This window comes from Burkholderia sp. Tr-20355, assembly GCF_017104685.1.
Lineage (GTDB): Bacteria > Pseudomonadota > Gammaproteobacteria > Burkholderiales > Burkholderiaceae > Burkholderia > Burkholderia seminalis.
The window spans coordinates 1-15828 of sequence record NZ_JAAGPK010000172.1; the positions used below are offsets into that span (position 1 = coordinate 1).

Here is a 15828-nt window from a genome sequence, read left to right on the forward strand (position 1 = left end):
TCGTCGGCGCGCGTCTGCGAGTATTCATCGTGCCGATTCCCGTCCTGTTTGCCGTGCTGTGCGCCGCGTTCCTCCATGCGGCGTGGAACGCGCTGGTCCGCGGCAGCGGCGACCGGCTGCGTTCGGCCACCGTGCTGCAGATCGCGATCGGGCTGTTCGCGCTGCTGTTCCTGCCGGCCGCCGCGCCCATTTCAGCGTCGAGCTGGTTGTGCGTCGTCGCGTCGGCGGTGCTGCACGTCGTCTACACGTTGCTGCTCGTGCGCGCGTACGAGCATGGCGACCTGACCGTCGCGTATCCGGTCGCGCGCGGCACCGCGCCGCTGCTCGTCACGCTCGGCGCGGCGGCGTTCGCGGGCGAGCGGCTGAACGTCGGCGCGCAAGGCGGGCTCGTGCTGATCTGCGCGGGCATCCTGGCGATCGGGCTGGATCGCGGACGCGGCGCAACGCATCCGATCGCGAGGGTGCTGCCGACCGCGTTCGCGACCGGCGTGTCGATCGCGGCGTACAGCGTGGTCGACGGGATCGGCGTGCGCGAGAGCGGCAACACGGTCGGCTATACCGCGTGGATGTTCGTGCTGACGGGGGCGATGATGGCCGCGTACTACCGGCTGCGCGCGGGGCCGTTGCGGCTGACGCAGGAGGTCGGCGAAACGGCGAAGGCCGCATGCGGCGGGGTGTTCGCCGCGCTTGCGTACGGCATCGTCATCTGGGCGATGGACCGGGCGCCGATGGGGCCGGTGTCGGCGCTGCGCGAGACGAGCGTGGTGTTCGCGGCGCTGATCGCGCGCGTGTATCTCGGCGAGCGGCTGACGCCGCGCCGGACGGCAGGGTGCATGGTGATTGCTTGCGGGGCGTTGTTGATCAGTGCGTTCGAGGCGGTGCGGTGAGCATTGACGACAGTCGGAAGTTTAGGTGGTTGCAGACGAAATCGTCACACGCACCGATGTAACGGGCTGTCGCTTGACGGGGCGAGGCGGCGCACAAACTGCGTTGCGCCGCTCGGGTGATCCGGCCTGGCTGAAGAGACCTAGCGCAGGCGCCGCGTAGCTCGCGAGATGAAAAACGACGACGAATAGCGTAGCCATAACGAACACGTTTCCCCATCTACGCGACGACCAGCGCCGATAAGCGAACGCATTGATGACGGCAAAGAGGACCGAGGGCCACAACGTGAGTGCGAGCAGACCGACCACGAATACCGCCTGAGGAGCGCAGTGCTCCATGTCGTTGCAGCCGGTCGAATGTGACGGTGTAGTGGGCCAATGAATTCGGCTGAACGTGTAAAGGGATGCCCAGGTAACGAGCAAGCCCCATATGAATCCGCCGAGGGTGACGGCCAGCCGTTTCATTCAACTTCCCAGAAAAGGATTTCGTTCGAATTGGCGAGGTCCGAGTACCAGTTTCCGCGTCGGCCCCGAAGATAATCGAGCGGGTTAATCATGGACGGCACGCCAATGCGAAATCGCCAGAACGACGCAGCCGAGGGTGTGAGCGTGTCCTTGTTCCACAGATCGATATGTCCGCCGCTGAATGCGTCAGCCGAATCACCGTCCTGCCGCCAATAACCGAAGAAATAGACGATACCGGTTCGGCCTTTTACCTTGTCCTGCCAATCCTGTCCGGTGATATTTTCCGGCTTGCCCAAGCCAAGGAATGGGCGAAGCTTCAACCATTCTGCTAGTTCGTAGGCGCGGGTCGCAGTTGCCTTCCCATCGAGGATGAGGCGTCCGAGCGTTCGTTTTCCTGGCATGGGCTTCAATACTTTCTGAGAAAACGACTTCATGCCGCTGCCGATTGCGTGGAAAGTTACGCTCATCCGGATCGCGCATTGATTTTTATACTCGCCGGTCGGGTCATCATATGGATCCTTCTTCGGATATGCGTTCCCAAGCTCCTGAAATGTCAGTGTTTTGAGCTGTACCGTTTTTTGAGAATGCGGCGTGTCATTGGTGCGGACTTTCGTGGACGGGTTCGGCATCGGCTACGCCCCATATGTGGCGGCGATGACGAATCCGACGGAAGCGGTCGGATCGCTGGCTGTTGCTACGGCGGGTTGCCATAGTCGATTCCTGATGCATTAAGGAATCGAAGACGATCGCTGATAAGAAACAAGTCGCCTATTGGACTTGTACGACTTTTCGTGAAGTTTGCTACCGATTGATGGGCGTCCCATTAATCGGTGCCCTCGCACGATGCCGCAGTCGAACACGTTTTCCGGGCAATGTCGATCACGACAGACGCGCAGCGACAGCTACGTTGCGCAGGAAAGCGCAGCCTGTGGCCCTGCGAGCTGCTCAACGCCTGCCTGACGCAGCCGGAACCATGATGATGCCTGCGGCACCGGCGACCTTCGCGTGAACACCTCGCCCGCGCGGGTGTTACGCTTCCACCGGCATCGCGCTCGTACACTTGATTTCGTCGAGGCACACGCTCGAATGCACGCCGCTCACGCCGGGGATGCGCATCAGCGTCTCGAGCAGGAATCGCGACAGCCCCTTCAGATCGTGCGCGACGACTTTCAGCACGTAGTCGATGTCGCCCGTCACCGAGAAACATTCCTGGATCTGCGCGAGATCCGACACGAGTTTCTGGAACTTCGACAAATCGCGGATATGCCCGCGCTCCATCGTCACGTGCACGAACGCGGTGACGCCGAAGCCGAGCGTGTCGGCGCAGAGCCGGGTTTCGTAGCGGCGGATCGCGCCGATTTCCTCCAGCCGGCGATGGCGCCGCAACGTCTGCGCGGGCGACAGTCCCACGGCCTTCGCCAGATCGAGGTTCGACGCGCGGCCGTTCTCCTGCAGCACCGACAGCAAGTGGCGATCGATGCGATCGAGAACCGGGTCAGGCATTTTTGTTTCCTCATTCGTCTCCTGGATGCAATCTTATCTCATAATGTAGGGTTTGCATGGGCGGGTTACGCAACCCGATTTCGCGGTCGCGACGCTAAACTGACCCCGGATTTTCGTATGCGGCCGCGGCAGCGCGGCGTGGGCGGAGGAGTCGGCGGCCAGTGTGGCCGGCACGCCGACGCAAATCGGTTGCCGCCTCACGCGAAGATTGCAGTCCCCAACCCGGCGCCCCCACGAACGGCCGCCGGCACAGTAAAACAGCGCCCGGCACACCGAGGCGCGCCGCACCGCGTCAGGCGGAGGCGGACAGAGTGGAGAAGACATGGTTTCTGGTAACGAGAGCGACGGCCTGAAGCGCGGGCTGAAGAACCGGCACATCCAGCTGATTGCGCTCGGCGGCGCGCTCGGCACGGGGCTGTTCCTCGGCATCGCGCAGACGATCAAGATGGCCGGCCCGTCCGTGCTGCTCGGCTATGCGGTGGCCGGCATCGTCGCGTTCTTCATCATGCGCCAGCTCGGCGAGATGGTCGTCGACGAGCCCGTCGCCGGCTCGTTCAGCTTTTTCGCGAACAAGTACGTCGGCCACTTCACCGGCTTCCTGTCGGGCTGGAACTACTGGGTGCTGTACATCCTCGTCAGCATGGCCGAGCTGTCGGCCGTCGGGATCTACGTGCAGTACTGGTGGCCCGGCGTGCCGACCTGGGTGTCGGCGCTGGTGTTCTTCGTCGCGATCAACCTGCTCAACCTGGCGAGCGTGAAGTCGTACGGCGAGACGGAATTCTGGTTCTCGATCATCAAGGTCGCCGCGATCGTCGGCATGATCGGCTTCGGCGGCTGGCTGCTCGCGAGCGGCCACGCGGGGCCGGAGGCGAGCGTGCGGAACCTGTGGCAGCACGGCGGCTTCTTCCCGAACGGCGTGTCGGGGCTCGTGATGTCGATGGCCGCGATCATGTTCTCGTTCGGCGGGCTGGAGCTGATCGGCATCACCGCGGCCGAGGCCGACGATCCGAAGCACAGCATTCCTCGCGCGACCAACCAGGTGATCTACCGGATCCTGATTTTCTACATCGGCGCGCTCGCGGTGCTGCTGTCGCTGTATCCGTGGGAAAAGGTCGTCACCGGCGGCAGCCCGTTCGTGCTGATCTTCCACGCGCTGAGCAGCAACGTGGTCGCCAACGTGCTGAACGTGGTCGTGCTGACGGCCGCGCTGTCGGTCTACAACAGCGGGGTGTACAGCAACAGCCGGATGCTGTTCGGCCTCGCGCAGCAGGGCAACGCGCCGAAGGTGCTGTGCTCGGTGAACAAGCGCGGCATTCCGCTCGCCGCGCTCGGCGCGTCGGCGCTCGCGACCGGCGTGTGCGTGCTGGTCAACTACTTCATGCCGGGCAAGGCGTTCGAGGTGCTGATGGGCCTCGTCGTGTCGGCGCTGATCATCAACTGGGCGATGATCAGCCTGATCCACCTGAAGTTCCGCCAGGCCAAGCGCGCGGCCGGGGAGAAGACTTCCTTCCGCAGTCTGGGCTATCCTTTCACGAATTACCTGTGCCTGGCATTCATGGCCGGCATTCTCGTCGTGATGTACCTGACGCCGGATCTCCGCCTGTCGGTGTACCTGATCCCGGTATGGCTCGCGGTGCTCGCGATCGGGTATCGCTTCCGTCAGAAGAATGCAGGCTTTGCGATGCACGACGGCGCCTCCGCACGCTGACGCAGGCCACGACCGATCATTCTTCCAAACGAGACCGACATAGCCATGTTCGAACACATCGACGCGTACCCGGGCGACCCGATCCTGACGCTCAACGAGAACTTCCAGAAAGATCCGCGCGACCAGAAGGTCAACCTGAGCATCGGGATCTATTTCGACGCCGAAGGCCGGATTCCGGTGATGGGCGCCGTGCGCGAAGCCGAAACCGCGCTGCAGCGCGACAGCGGCCCGAAGCCGTACCTGCCGATGGTCGGCCTGGCCGCGTACCGCGACGCCGTGCAATCGCTCGTGTTCGGCGCCGATCACCCGGCCCGCGCGGCCGGTCGCATCGCGACGCTGCAGACGCTCGGCGGCTCGGGCGCACTGAAGGTCGGCGCCGATTTCCTGAAGCGCTATTTCCCGGATGCGCAGGTGTGGCTCAGCGATCCGAGCTGGGAAAACCACCGCTTCATCTTCGAGCGCGCCGGCTTCACGGTGAATACCTACCCGTACTACGACGAGGCGACGGGCGGCCTGAAGTTCGACGCGATGCTCGCGGCGATCGACGCGCTGCCGGCGCGCAGCATCGTGCTGCTGCATGCGTGCTGCCATAACCCGACCGGCGTCGACCTCGACGAAGGCCAGTGGGAGAAACTGATCGACGTGATCGAGGCGCGCGGGCTGCTGCCGTTCGTCGACATGGCGTACCAGGGCTTCGGCGCGGGTCTGGACGCGGACGCGTTCGCGGTGCGCGAACTGGCCCGCCGCGGCGTGCCGACGCTCGTCGCGAACTCGTTCTCGAAGAACTTCTCGTTGTACGGCGAGCGCGTGGGCGGGCTGAGCGTCGTCTGCGAAGACGCAGCCGCGGCCGAGCGCGTGCTCGGCCAGCTGGCCGGCGCCGTGCGCTCGAACTACAGCAACCCGCAAACCTACGGTGCGAAGGTCGTCGCGGCCGTGCTGGGCACGCCGGCACTGCGCAAGCAATGGGAAGAGGAGCTGTCGGCCATGTGCCGCCGCATCGCGCGGATGCGCCAGTCGATCCACGACGGCCTGCGCGACCACGTCGGCGGCGAGGCGCTCACGCGCTACGTGAAGCAGCGCGGGATGTTCACGTACACGGGCCTGACCGAATCGCAGGTCGACGCGCTGCGCGAAGTGCACGGCGTGTACATCCTGCGTTCGGGCCGGATGTGCGTGGCGGGCCTGAACGACTCGAACGTCGGCATCGTCGCGGACGCGATCGGCAAGGTGCTGAAGAGCGGCGTCTGAGCGCGGCGCGCTCCGGCGCGCACCGAACGACGCAGGATGAGCCGGCTGTCCCCCGTCGCGGGGGCAGCCGGTTTTTTCTTGCGCGGCGGCAACATGCGCCGGAAGACAGACGCGACGGGCGCGTGCGGCGGTACGATGCGGCATCGGACGCAACACGAAAAGGGAGCGACATGGGCATCCGGATCATCCGGCTCGGCACGCCGCGCGCGGCCGGCGAGGGGCTGCGGATCGGTACGGTGCGGCGGCCGCCGCGCGGCGTACCTAAGGCGGAATTCGCGTCGCGCGACTACTATGATGTATGGCTGCCGACGCTGTCGCCGAGTGCCGAACTCGTTGCCCAGGCACAGGCCGCCGAAACCGACGCCGAATGGAATGCATTCAAGCGCCACTTTCGCGCGGAGATGGCGCAGGGCGACCCGGCGAAGGTGCTGGACCTGCTGGCGGCGCTGTCGGCCACCACGGCGTTCTCGATCGGCTGCTACTGCGAAGACGAGCGCCATTGCCACCGCAGCGTGCTGCGCGAGCTGCTCGCGCAGCGCGGCGCGGCGATCGAGCCCGACGCGGGCTGAAGCCGCGTCGCGCGGCTGCACCGGGATCGTGCGGTGCAGCGGACCGCTTGACGTGGGTCAAGCGCGCGGCCGCGCGCGCCACTATGCTCTCGTCATGGAGCCATCACGACGATGACAGGCCGACCGATGCACATCACTTTTCCGCCCGAGCCGCCCGAATATTGCGCGCGCGACCTGGTCGTCGCGTTTTCGGCGCTGGTCGACGGACGTTGCGTACAGTGCGCGGTCACGGCCGAGGCGCTGGAAGACCATTTCGGCGCGCGGTCGCTGCTCGAAAGCGACCTGCTGACCGCATTCGACGGGCACCGCCCCGCGATCGAGGCGATGGCGCGACGGATGCTCGAGGAAATCGGCGGCCGGCCGGTGCTGCTGCACAGCGGCCACTTCCGGCTCGAAGGCTGATACCGCAGGAGGGCGCATGACACTGCAGGGCAACATTCACGAACGCGACTGGTCGGTCGAAGTCGAGACGCGACCGTGCGAATCGGGCGAGTTCCGCTGCCGCGTGTCCGTCGAGCACGGCGCCGGTGCCGCGCGGTTTCATCATACGTTCGAGCACAGTCACGCGTATCCGACCGAGCGCGAGGCCATGATCGAAGGGCTGCGCGCTGGCATGACCTGGATCGAGATGAAGACGTCGCAGGTCTTCAACGTATGAACGGACCCGCGCCAGGACGGCGCGGGAGGATTGTCGGCCGGGCCGCGATCGCAGAATCGCGCCACGCCACGGGAAACGCGTGCCGCCGCATCGTGTGCGGGCGGGCGCATGCAAGGCGGTCGACGAGCGGGCGGCCCCGTCGGGAGAGTAGGACATGGGCGTGGGCATGCAGATCGCCTGCCGGGGATTCACCGGGTCCGCCGCGGTGGAAGCCGAGGCCGGCGCGCAGCTGGTGCGGCTCGAGCGGTTCCGCGCGCTGATCGGCGGCTGCCACCTCGCGATCGAATCGCGCGTGGCGACCGATGGCGTGCGGCTGTACGACGTGCGGCTCGACCTGGTGATGCACGACGCGGCGCTCAGGCCGCTGCCGCCATGCGCGGGAAACGACCTCGACGACGCGCTGCGCCGCGCATTCGCCCAGGCCGAGCAGGCGCTGATCGCGTGGCAGGCGAGCGGCGCAAGGGCGGCGCTGCGCCGATGATCCGGCGTCGCGCGTCAGACCTGCGCGAGCGCGTGCGCGTCGAGGATGCGCACGCGCTTGCCGCGCGTTTCGACCAGCGCGTCGCGATGGAACCGCGAGAACATCCGGCTGACGGTCTCGAGCTTCATCCCGAGATAGCAGCCGATTTCCTCGCGCGTCATCCGCAGGTTGAATTCGGTCGCCGAATAACCGCGCGCCTCGAAACGGGACGACAGGTTCAGCAGGAAATGCGCGACGCGCTGTTCGGCCGACATCGTGCCGAGCAGCAGCATCTGGCTCGATTCGCGAACGATCTCGCTGCTCAGCATCTGGTAGAGGAAGTGCTGCATCGGCTTGATCTCGCGGCAGGCGGCTTCGAGCGCGCCGAACGGAATGATGCACACGACGCTGTCCTCCAGCGCGATCGCGTCGCAGCAATGCTGGCCGCTGCCGATGCCGTCCATCCCGAGCGTTTCGCCGGCGATCTGGAAGCCCGTCACGTGCTCGCGGCCGTCGCGATGCATCATCACCGTCTTGAACGAACCCGCGCGCACCGCATAGATGCTCTGGAACGGATCGTCGATGCGGAACAGCGCGTCACCCTGGCGAACGTGCCGGGTCGTGCAGATGATCGAGTCGAGGCGGCCGTACTCGGCGGCCGTCAGGTGCGGCAGGCACATCGAGCGCATCGCGCAGGCCGAGCAGCGTGCGGCCGGATGTTTGGCGGCGTCGGCGCGCGCGGCCGCGCGCAGCGGAATCGTTGGCCGGGGTACGACGGACACGTCGGCGGCGCAGGCGGTGGCTGTGGACATAAGTCACTCCGGCTCGTCAGGGGTGGTGCACACGAGCGTGCACCAGGGATTCGATGACACGGCATGCGGCGTCGAATTCGACGGTCTTGTCGAAGAAGTAGTCGGCTCCCGCCGTCGCGCATGCCTCTCTGAATGCCGGCGCCGAATGATTCGTCAGCACGATCGTGACGATGCGCGGTGCGACCTTCGACAGCATCCCGATGAGGGCGAGGCCGCTGCCATCCGCGAGCCGCACGTCGACGATCACGACATCCGCCCGGCAACTGCGGATGTGCGTCCACGCATCCTGGCCGTCTTCCGCTTCGCCCACGACGGCGACGCCGCGGATCGCGCCGACGAGCAGCGCGATCCGCTGACGGACGGCGACGGCGTGATCGACGAGAAACACCCTGAGCGCGGCGGGTGACAGGCTGGCATTCATGCCGGCAGTATCGTGTTGCGCCGCCGAAATTGAAATCGGCCGAATTGGAAGTTTGTGTAGGCCGCTTCGACGCGTTGTAGGGCGTTTCCTACAACGCGTCCGGGAAACCGCCGGCGCGGCTCCGATGTTGCCGCGATATGCCGGTACGCGGTCAGCCGGCGCCGCGCGCCTCGAGCGCATCGCGCGCCGTGCGGCACGCGGCGAGATCCCATGCAGCGCAGCCGACGCTCTTGAACAGCATCGGCCCGCCGCGCGCGAACGTGCCGTTCAGCACGTCGGCGAGCGACGCGACGTGCTGCCAGTCGACCTGCGCGACGATCAGGTCGCCGGCCTCGTGGCGCGCGCCGGCCGGATCGTCGACGACGAGCCGGCTGCCGTGCACGGTGTTCGCGCCGATCTCGGCGGCATCCGCGGTGAACGCGCCGACGCCGACCACGAGCCGGCCCTCGCGCGCGGCTTCCCGGTAGACGGGCGTGCGGCTCGTCGTCAGCGTGACGACGACGTCGATCGCGTCGGGAATCGCTTCGCCGTCGAGCGGTGCGAGCCGCGGCGCCTGCGCGCGATGCGCCGCGCAGAACGCGGCCGCGCTGTCGGCGCGCGTGCCGCGCACGTGGAGGCGCGCTTCCGGGAAGATCGCCGCGAGCGCTTCCGCGTGATTGGCCGCCTGCTTGCCGGTGCCGATCAGCAGGACGTCGCGCGGCGCGGCGCCATGCAGCGCCTCGATGCCGAGCGCCGTGACGGCCGCCGTGCGGCGGCCGGTGACCGTCGGGCCGTCGAGCGCGAAGCGCAGTTCGCCCGTGGTCGCGTCGTACGCGCTCACCTGGCCGAGGATCGTCGGCAGGCCGCGCGTGCCGTTACCGGGGCAGACGTTCACGAGCTTGTGGCTCGCGAGGTCGCGCGCGCTCGACGGCATCGACAGCATCACGCCGCCGGCCTGCAGCGGCACGACGAGGCGCTCGGGGCTGACGATCTCGCCCGCCGCATACTCGGCAACGGCTTGCCTGAGCGTGGCGAGCAGCGCCGGGTAGTCGAGCAATGCGGCCGTGTCGGCCGCATCGAAAACGGGAATCGGGGAAAGGGCGGTCATCGTGTACGTCGTATGCGTCGTGAGCGTGGACGGCGGGCGCATGCCGCGCCCGCCACGGGGCTGCCGGATACCGCGACACCAGGCAGCGTGGATCGAATCTATACCACTTTCTGGCGCACCCGCAACCCAGAAAATAAAGCGTCGAGCCGGTTTTGGTTCTAATATCTGTCCAGAAGGGTTGCCGTGGCGCGATACCGGCACCGCTCCGGTATAGTGCGAACCCATTCCAGATCCACGCCCGCGACCGGGCAGGAGCCATACGATGATGTCCGCGCGTCCCGAATCAATCGAAGGCGGTTTCCGGCCGCTGCAGATCTACGAGCAGGTAGCCGAGAAGATCCGCGACGAAATCCGCGCCGGGCGCTACGCGGCCGAGTCGCGCCTGCCGTCCGAGCGCGAGCTCGCCGCGCTGTTCCAGGTCGGCCGGCCGGCCGTGCGCGAGGCGCTCGGCGCGCTGCAGAACGAAGGGCTGGTGTTCACGAAGCGCAATTCGGGCACCTATGTCGTCGCGGCGCCGCTCGACGTGCTCGCGCGGCGCGGCGACGCACCGATGGCGTCCGAGGCCGACTTCAGCCCGACGTCGACACTCGACGTCCGGCTGATCCTGGAGCCCGCGATCGCACGTCTCGCGGCCGCCCATGGCCGCGCCGATCCCGGTGCCGAGCGTTATCTCGCGCAGATGGAAACCATCACCGACGTCGACGATCCGCACCAGCGCGCGCTCTGGAACGAGAGCGACCGGCTGTTCCACCGGCAGCTCGCGCTGATGACGGGCGACGCGCTGATGGTGAAGATCGCGGACGAAGTCGCGAAGACGATGGACCAGCCGCTGTGGAAACGGCTGAAGGACGACGGCATCTACGACGCGGGCCGGATCCGGCTCTACGTGTCCGAGCACCGGCTGATCTACGAGGCGATCGTGTCGGGCGATGCCGATGCGGCCGCGTTCTACGTCGAACAGCACATCCGCCGCGTGCGGCGCGACATCGCGCCGAAGTAGAACGAATCCGCGCGAATGCATTCTGGTCTTAAATATGACCAAAATTCCGAAATTATTTTGAAATTGCTTGCGATGTGACCACGTGTGTCCTACATTGGTTTCACTCAAAACCAATCAGGAGACATCATGCGACACCTCGTTACCGCGCTCTCGGTGGCCGTTGCCGCCGGCGCGCTGACTTCCGCGCACGCGCAGGAAGTCGTGATGATCGGCCATTCGGCGCCGCTCACCGGGCCGCAGGCCGCGAACGGCAAGGACAACGAAAACGGCGCGCGGCTCGCCGTGGACGAACTCAACAAGGCCGGCATCAAGGTCGCCGGCAAGGCCGTCACGTTCAAACTGGTTTCCGAAGACGACCAGGCTGACCCGAAGGCCGGCGTGCAGGTCGCGCAGAACCTCGTCGACAAGGGCGTCGTCGCGGTGCTCGGACCGTACAACTCGGGCGTCGCGATCCCCGCGTCGCGCGTGTACTCGACTGCCGGCGTGCCGATCCTGCCGGTCGCGTCGAACCCGGCGCTGACGAAGCAGGGCTTCAAGAACATCTTCCGGATCGGCGCGAGCGACGAACAGCTCGGCGGCACGATGGCGACGTTCGCCGCGAAGACGCTGAACGCGAAGACGGCCGCCGTGATCGACGATCGCACCGCTTACGGGCAGGGCGTTGCCGAGCAGTTCATGAACGTCGCGAAGGCGAACGGGATCCGGATCGTCGACCAGGAGTACACGAACTCGTCGGCCACCGACTTCCTCGGCATCCTCACCAAGATCAAGGCCGGCAACCCCGACGTGATCTTCCTCGGCGGTTATGCGGCGCAGGGCGCGCCGATGGCCAAGCAGATGAAGCAGCGCGGGCTGCGCGCGAAGCTGCTCGGCGGCGACGGCATCTGCTCGGCGGACATGGGCAAGGTCGCGGGCGACGCGGCATCGATCGTCTACTGCGCGCAGGGCGGCGTCGCGCTCGAGAAGACGGCGGCCGGACGCGCGTTCCTGAAGAAGTACCACGACACCTATCACACCGATACGCAGGTCTATGGCGTCAACTACTACGACGGGATGAAGCTGCTCGCCGACGCGATGGTCAAGGCCGGTACGACCACCGACAAGGCGAAGCTGATCGCGCAGCTCGCGAAGTCGAACTATGCGGGCGTCGCGGGCACCTATTCGTTCGACGCGAACGGCGACCTGAAGGGCGCGCCGACGACCGTCTACGTGATCCGCAACGGCCTGCCGGAGCCGTACGCGAAGTAACCGGCGCCCACGCTTGCCACCGGACGGCGGCGCGGCCGCCGTCCTTCGTTTCAACGCATCCGATTCGACATGAAAATTTCCCGATCCCTTTCCACCGTCGAAGTCCATACGGGCGGCGAGGCGTTCCGCATCGTCACGAGCGGGCTGCCGCGCCTGCCCGGCGACACGATCGTCCAGCGCCGCGCGTGGCTCAAGGCGCACGCCGACGAGATCCGCCGCGCGCTGATGTTCGAGCCGCGCGGCCACGCCGACATGTACGGCGGCTACCTGACCGAGCCGGTCTCGCCGAATGCCGATTTCGGCGTGATCTTCGTGCACAACGAAGGCTACAGCGACCATTGCGGGCACGGCGTGATCGCCTTGTCGACCGCCGCCGTCGAGCTCGGCTGGGTGCAGCGCACGGTGCCGGAAACGCGGGTCGGCATCGACGCGCCGTGCGGCTTCATCGAGGCCTTCGTCCGGTGGGACGGCGAGCATGCGGGGCCCGTGCGCTTCGTCAACGTGCCGTCGTTCATCTGGCAGCGCGACGTGTCGGTCGAGACGCCGTCGTTCGGCACCGTGACCGGCGACATCGCGTACGGCGGCGCGTTCTATTTCTACGTCGACGGTGCGCCGTTCGACCTGCCGGTGCGCGAGTCGGCGGTCGAGAAACTGATCCGCTTCGGCGCGGAAGTGAAGGCCACCGCGAACGCGAAGTACCCGGTCGTGCATCCGGAAATCCCGGAGATCAACCACATCTACGGCACGATCATCGCGAACGCGCCGCGCCATCCGGGCTCGACGCAGGCGAACTGCTGCGTGTTCGCGGATCGCGAGGTCGACCGTTCGCCCACGGGCTCCGGCACCGGCGGCCGTGTCGCGCAGCTGTACCAGCGCGGGTTGCTCGCGGCCGGCGACACGCTCGTCAACGAATCGATCGTCGGCACGGTCTTCAAGGGGCGCGTGCTGCGCGAAACGACGGTCGGCGACATCCCGGCCGTGATTCCGGAGGTGGAGGGCAGTGCGCACATCTGCGGGTTCGCGAACTGGATCGTCGACGAGCGCGATCCGCTGACTTACGGCTTCCTCGTGCGCTGAACGGCGGCGCCGATCAGCCGCCGTCGAGCCGTTTCCCGGTTGTCGTACCAGGTTTGGCGCGTCGTTCCCGTTGCGGGGCACGCGCCTTTTTTGCGTGCGCAACACGGGCGCAGCCGCGCGGCGCGCGCCCGCGCAACGCCGCCGCGGCCGTGGGGCCGCGCGAGTTTGGTACGATGCAGCCTTTTCAGCCGAGCTCCACCCGCGTGAATCGCCGAAACGTGTCGTCAGTGCGTGCCTTCTGTGCCAGATGGGTCGCGCGCGCCCAACCCGTCGCGGCTGCCGCCGTGGCGCGGGTCAAGCCTCTCGCCGCCACCGCGTGGCGCCATCTCCGTCACCCGACGCGCCGCGGCGTGCTGCTCACGGGCGCCGCCGTGCCGGCGCTGTTCGTGGCGTACGTGGTCGTGCTGATCCCGTTCACGCCGGGCATCGGCGACATCCGCAAGGCGCGCGTCGACCAGCCGGCGCAGGTGCTGTCCGCCGACGGCAAGCTGCTGGCCGAATTCAAGCCGTCCAACCGCGAGTGGGTGCCGCTCAAGCAGATCTCGCCGCACATGGTCGACGCGCTGATCGCGACCGAGGATCACCGCTTCTACGCGCATCACGGCCTCGACTGGAAGCGCACGGCCTCGGCCGCGCTCCATACGTTCTCCGGCAGCCGCCAGGGCGGCTCGACGATCACGCAGCAGCTCGCGCGCAACCTGTATCCGGACGAGATCGGCCGCGCGCCGACGCTCACCCGCAAGGTGAAGGAGGCGATCACCGCGCTGAAGATCGAGGCGGTCTACAGCAAGGACCAGATCCTCGAAACCTACCTGAACACGGTGCCGTTCCTGTACAACGCGTACGGCGTCGAGATGGCCGCGCGCACCTACTTCGACAAGTCGGCCGACGAGCTCGACGTGCTCGACAGCGCGACGCTCGTCGGGATGCTGAAGGGCAACAGCTACTACAACCCGGTGCTGAACCCGGAGCGCGCGCTGCAGCGGCGCAATACGGTGCTCGGCCAGATGGTGAAGTACGGCAAGCTGTCGCCGGCGCAGTTCGCGCAGCTGCAGCGCCGGCCGCTGCGCATCGATTTCGAGCGCCAGAAGGAGCCGCCGGGGCCGGCGCCGCACTTCGCGCAGCAGTTGCGCAAGTGGTTGATCGCGTGGGCCGACCGCAACGACTACAACATCTACTCGGACGGGCTGATCGTGCGCACGACGATCGACTCGCGGCTGCAGCAGATGGCGACGCAGGCGCTCACGCTGCAGGGCAACCAGTTGCAGGGCATCGCGAACGGCGCATGGAGCGGCCGCGACGGCTGCGGCACCGACAACGAGGTGTTCCGCACCTTCATGCGCGAGTCGCCCGAGTACAAGGCCGCGCAGGACGCCGGCAAGGACGACGCGGCCGCGATGAAGCTGCTCGCGGCCGACCGCGGCTTCATGCGCGCGCTGTGCAAGGCGAAGACCGACGTTCAGGCGGGTTTCCTCGCGATCGATCCGCGTGACGGGCAGATCCGCGCCTGGGTCGGCAGCCGCGATTTCACCCGCGAGCCGTTCGACCACGTCGCGCAGGCGCGGCGCCAGCCCGGCTCGACGTTCAAGCCGTTCGTCTATGGTGTCGCGTTCGCGAAGGGAATGAAGCCGGACGACACGTTCATCGACCAGCCGGTCGAGATCCCGCTGAAGGGCGGCGAGATCTGGCGGCCGAACGACGACGTGCCGCCGACCGGCAAGCCGATGACGCTGCGCGACGCGGTCGCGCTGTCGCGCAACCGGATCACCGCGCAGGTGATGGAGCAGGTCGGGCCGGCCGCTGTCGCGCGGCTCGCGCGCGACATGGGCGTGCGCGAAAGCCCGCTCGAACGCGTGCCGTCGCTCGCGCTCGGCACGAGCCCGGTCACGCTCAAGGAGATGGTCGCGTCTTACGCGACGATCGCGAACGGCGGGCTGTACGTCGAGCCGCAGATGGTCACGCGCATCGAGAACCGCCAGGGCGAGGTGCTCGCCGAATACGCGCCGGCGCCGCCCGAACGCGCGCTCGACGCCGAAACCGACAAGACGCTGCTCGGCGTGATGCGCGACGTCGTGACGCGCGGCACGGGCGGCAGCATCCGCACGCGTTTCGGGATCCGCGGCGACGTGGCCGGCAAGACGGGCACGACGCAGGACAACGCGGACGGCTGGTTCATCCTGATGCAGCCGGGCCTCGTCGCCGGCGCGTGGGTCGGCTTCGACGACGGCCGCGTGACGCTGCGCAGCGACTACTGGGGGCAGGGCGCGCACAGCGCGCTGCCGATCGTCGGCGATTTCTTCCAGCGTGCGCAACGCGCCCGCCTCGTCGACGCGAAGGCGAAGTTCGATACCGAGCCGTCACCCGGCTGGTTCGCGTCGCTGCGCGAGCGTGTGACGGACCTGTTCGACACGTGGTTCCCGCCCGAATCGAAGAAGGCGTCCGCGCCCGTCAGGACACAGCGTATCGAGCGTCCGCCCGAGGTCGACGAAGGTGCGGCTTCGGATGCGTCGGCCGCATCGGCACCCGAGGCCGCGTCCGGCGGTCTCGTCGAGGAATGGGTGCCGGCGTCCGAAGTGGCCGCATCGGCCGCCGCGTTGTCGGCGGGCGCGTCCCAACCGCAGCCCGCGCAGCCGCCGGGGGGCGGCGAGGGCGGGCGGTGGTCGGCGCGGGGACGAGGGGCAGAGCGCA

The 15828-nt window shown here is 67.3% G+C and carries 16 protein-coding genes; 11 read left to right on the forward strand and 5 right to left on the reverse strand.

What is annotated here, in order from left to right:
• Positions 1 to 29 precede the first annotated feature (29 nt).
• Complete coding sequence (locus G3N62_RS29215) at positions 30 to 887, forward strand: EamA family transporter (protein ID WP_124669343.1); 858 nt, start codon at positions 30 to 32, stop codon at positions 885 to 887.
• Positions 888 to 1345: 458 nt separating this feature from the next.
• On the opposite strand, the gene G3N62_RS29220 is transcribed toward G3N62_RS29215, so the two are convergent.
• On the reverse strand, positions 1346 to 1978 hold the full coding sequence (locus G3N62_RS29220; RefSeq protein ID WP_124608360.1) for a type VI secretion system amidase effector protein Tae4: 633 nt from the start codon (positions 1976 to 1978) through the stop codon (positions 1346 to 1348).
• Between the two features lie 400 nt (positions 1979 to 2378).
• Positions 2379 to 2852 (reverse strand): Lrp/AsnC family transcriptional regulator, encoded by a 474-nt coding sequence (locus tag G3N62_RS29225; RefSeq protein ID WP_049032428.1) that lies wholly within the window; start codon positions 2850 to 2852, stop codon positions 2379 to 2381.
• A 322-nt stretch (positions 2853 to 3174) separates the two neighbouring features.
• Here G3N62_RS29225 and G3N62_RS29230 point away from each other — a divergent pair, with 322 nt between their 5' ends.
• From G3N62_RS29230 to G3N62_RS29255, 6 genes are all read left to right on the forward strand, one after another.
• Positions 3175 to 4560 carry an amino acid permease gene (locus tag G3N62_RS29230; protein WP_034191430.1) on the forward strand — a complete coding sequence of 462 codons (1386 nt, stop codon included), beginning with the start codon at positions 3175 to 3177 and terminating at the stop codon, positions 4558 to 4560.
• Between the two features lie 45 nt (positions 4561 to 4605).
• A complete protein-coding gene (locus G3N62_RS29235) occupies positions 4606 to 5808 on the forward strand; it encodes an amino acid aminotransferase (RefSeq protein ID WP_034191429.1) in 1203 nt (400 codons plus the stop codon).
• A 170-nt stretch (positions 5809 to 5978) separates the two neighbouring features.
• Positions 5979 to 6377, forward strand: a complete 399-nt coding sequence (locus G3N62_RS29240; protein WP_034191428.1) for a DUF488 family protein — start codon at positions 5979 to 5981, stop codon at positions 6375 to 6377.
• Positions 6378 to 6488: 111 nt separating this feature from the next.
• On the forward strand, positions 6489 to 6779 hold the full coding sequence (locus G3N62_RS29245) for a DUF1488 domain-containing protein (RefSeq protein ID WP_034191427.1): 291 nt from the start codon (positions 6489 to 6491) through the stop codon (positions 6777 to 6779).
• A gap of 16 nt (positions 6780 to 6795) precedes the next feature.
• The gene (locus G3N62_RS29250) at positions 6796 to 7035 is read left to right on the forward strand and encodes a hypothetical protein (RefSeq protein ID WP_034191426.1); all 240 of its coding nucleotides are present in this window, start codon (positions 6796 to 6798) and stop codon (positions 7033 to 7035) included.
• Positions 7036 to 7189: 154 nt separating this feature from the next.
• Positions 7190 to 7516, forward strand: coding sequence for a hypothetical protein (locus tag G3N62_RS29255; RefSeq protein ID WP_034191425.1), 327 nt, complete (start codon positions 7190 to 7192; stop codon positions 7514 to 7516).
• A gap of 14 nt (positions 7517 to 7530) precedes the next feature.
• Here G3N62_RS29255 and G3N62_RS29260 read toward each other — a convergent pair whose 3' ends face one another.
• The 3 genes from G3N62_RS29260 to lhpI all read right to left on the reverse strand — a co-directional run bounded on the left by G3N62_RS29260 (position 7531) and on the right by lhpI (position 9815).
• Complete coding sequence (locus tag G3N62_RS29260) at positions 7531 to 8307, reverse strand: helix-turn-helix domain-containing protein (RefSeq protein WP_034191424.1); 777 nt, start codon at positions 8305 to 8307, stop codon at positions 7531 to 7533.
• 16 nt (positions 8308 to 8323) lie between these two features.
• Positions 8324 to 8728, reverse strand: a complete 405-nt coding sequence (locus G3N62_RS29265) for a response regulator transcription factor (RefSeq protein WP_034191423.1) — start codon at positions 8726 to 8728, stop codon at positions 8324 to 8326.
• A gap of 151 nt (positions 8729 to 8879) precedes the next feature.
• Complete coding sequence (gene lhpI / locus G3N62_RS29270) at positions 8880 to 9815, reverse strand: bifunctional Delta(1)-pyrroline-2-carboxylate/Delta(1)-piperideine-2-carboxylate reductase (protein WP_034191677.1); 936 nt, start codon at positions 9813 to 9815, stop codon at positions 8880 to 8882.
• 262 nt (positions 9816 to 10077) lie between these two features.
• Between lhpI and G3N62_RS29275 the strand changes: the two genes are divergently transcribed.
• The 4 genes from G3N62_RS29275 to G3N62_RS29290 form a co-directional block, all read left to right on the forward strand.
• Positions 10078 to 10815, forward strand: coding sequence for a GntR family transcriptional regulator (locus G3N62_RS29275; protein WP_034191422.1), 738 nt, complete (start codon positions 10078 to 10080; stop codon positions 10813 to 10815).
• Between the two features lie 126 nt (positions 10816 to 10941).
• On the forward strand, positions 10942 to 12063 hold the full coding sequence (locus G3N62_RS29280) for a branched-chain amino acid ABC transporter substrate-binding protein (RefSeq protein ID WP_059556510.1): 1122 nt from the start codon (positions 10942 to 10944) through the stop codon (positions 12061 to 12063).
• Positions 12064 to 12132: 69 nt separating this feature from the next.
• Positions 12133 to 13140, forward strand: coding sequence for a trans-3-hydroxy-L-proline dehydratase (gene lhpH / locus G3N62_RS29285; protein WP_124669342.1), 1008 nt, complete (start codon positions 12133 to 12135; stop codon positions 13138 to 13140).
• Between the two features lie 173 nt (positions 13141 to 13313).
• A partial coding sequence (locus G3N62_RS29290) for a transglycosylase domain-containing protein (RefSeq protein ID WP_206141372.1) occupies positions 13314 to 15828 on the forward strand: 2515 nt, incomplete at its 3' end.